General features: G+C 44.4%; 1 rRNA gene. It reads right to left on the bottom strand.

The annotated features are described in order from the left end of the window. Positions 1-133: 133 nt before the first annotated feature. Positions 134-1,637 (bottom strand): 16S ribosomal RNA (locus QT76_RS07730). Between the last annotated feature and the right edge of the window lie 495 nt (positions 1,638-2,132).

Genomic DNA, 2,132 nt, shown 5'->3' with positions numbered 1-2,132 from the left:
CAAGATTTAAACAAAATCAAGAAGTAAAAAAGAAAGAATAAGCCCAATCTTTCAAAACTAAGCAACAAGAAGTTCTTTTGTCAGGTAATACTCTTTGGCTTTTAACAAGCGAATGTTAAAAGCTTTTCTCTAGAAAGGAGGTGATCCAACCGCAGGTTCACCTACGGTTACCTTGTTACGACTTCACCCCAGTCGCTGTGTGTGCCGTGGGCAGTAGCCAATTTAGCATCCTGACTTAAGGCAAACACAACTCCCATGGTGTGACGGGCGGTGAGTACAAGACCCGGGAACGTATTCACCGCAACATGGCTGATTTGCGATTACTAGCGATTCCAGCTTCATGCAGGCGAGTTGCAGCCTACAATCCGAACTGAGAGGTGTTTTGAAGATTGGCTCCACTTCGCAGTATTGCTTCTCTTTGTGCACCCCATTGTAGCACGTGTGTAGCCCTAGGCGTAAGGGCCATGATGACTTGACGTCGTCCCCACCTTCCTCCTCCTTACGGAGGCAGTATCCTTAGAGTTCTCAGCATAACCTGTTAGCAACTAAGAAAGGGGGTTGCGCTCGTTGCGGGACTTAACCCAACATCTCACGACACGAGCTGACGACAGCCGTGCAGCACCTGTTTTCAAGGTCTGGCAAGCCAGACACTCCACTATTTCTAGCGGATTCTCTCAATGTCAAGCCTAGGTAAGGTTCTTCGTGTATCTTCGAATTAAACCACATGCTCCACCGCTTGTGCGGGTCCCCGTCTATTCCTTTGAGTTTTAATCTTGCGACCGTACTCCCCAGGCGGGATGCTTAATGCGTTAGCTGCATTACTGGAGAGACTAAGCCCTCCAACAACTAGCATCCATCGTTTAGGGCGTGGACTACCAGGGTATCTAATCCTGTTTGCTCCCCACGCTTTCGCGCAATCAGCGTCAGTAATGTTCCAGCAGGTCGCCTTCGCAATGAGTATTCCTCTTGATCTCTACGGATTTTACCCCTACACCAAGAATTCCACCTACCTCTCCCACACTCTAGAATAGTAGTTTCAAATGCAGTTCTATGGTTAAGCCATAGGATTTCACACCTGACTGACTATCCCGCCTACGCGCTCTTTACGCCCAGTGATTCCGAGTAACGCTTGCACCCTCCGTATTACCGCGGCTGCTGGCACGGAGTTAGCCGGTGCTTATTCGTTAGATACCGTCATTATCTTCTCTAACAAAAGGAGTTTACAATCCTAAAACCTTCATCCTCCACGCGGCGTTGCTGCTTCAGGGTTTCCCCCATTGAGCAATATTCCCTACTGCTGCCTCCCGTAGGAGTCTGGACCGTGTCTCAGTTCCAGTGTGTCCGTTCACCCTCTCAGGCCGGATACCCGTCATAGCCTTGGTAAGCCATTACCTTACCAACAAGCTGATAGGACATAGGCTGATCTCTTAGCGATAAATCTTTCCCCCGTAGGGAGTATCTAGTATTAATCATCGTTTCCAATGGCTATCCCAAACTAAGAGGCACATGACCTATGCGTTACTCACCCGTGCGCCACTAATCAGCATTCTAGCAAGCTAGAAGCTTCATCGTTCGACTTGCATGTATTAGGCACGCCGCCAGCGTTCACTCTGAGCCAGGATCAAACTCTCCATAAAAGTGTTTGTCCTAAAGCTCTTTTGTTTTTTGATAGGCTATCATTATTTCTAACAATAGCTTTAGCGTATCACAAGAACTCGTTTTAGACTTTATTGAATAAAACGGGTTGTGTTCTTAAGTATTACAACAACAAAACAGAAAGAAACTTTTTAAAAAGGTTTAGCCAAACGCTAACCTTAAAATACTCTCATGCCATTCAGTCATTAATCATAATGATATAATCATCATAACCAATGAAATTGATTAGCACTCGTTGGATAAGAATTCCTTATCAAAGAATAAAAGTCATTGAAACTCTCACTCTTTTTATAATAAGTCATCCTTAAATCATTTAGAATATCCCTTTAAAAAGAACTTCTATCAATTTGCTTAGTTTTCAAAGATCGTTTGCTTTAAATAGCTATCCTTGTAAGGTATCAAGCGGCTTTTTAAAAGCCCTTGCTGAAACAAGGAAATGAAATTATAGTCATAGAAAGCTTAAGGTTTGCTTAAAT

Source organism: Helicobacter pylori SA37A, from assembly GCF_000476015.1.
Lineage (GTDB): Bacteria > Campylobacterota > Campylobacteria > Campylobacterales > Helicobacteraceae > Helicobacter > Helicobacter pylori_DB.
Note: the sequence above shows the minus strand (reverse complement) of the source record. Positions and strands in the feature narration are given on the sequence as shown.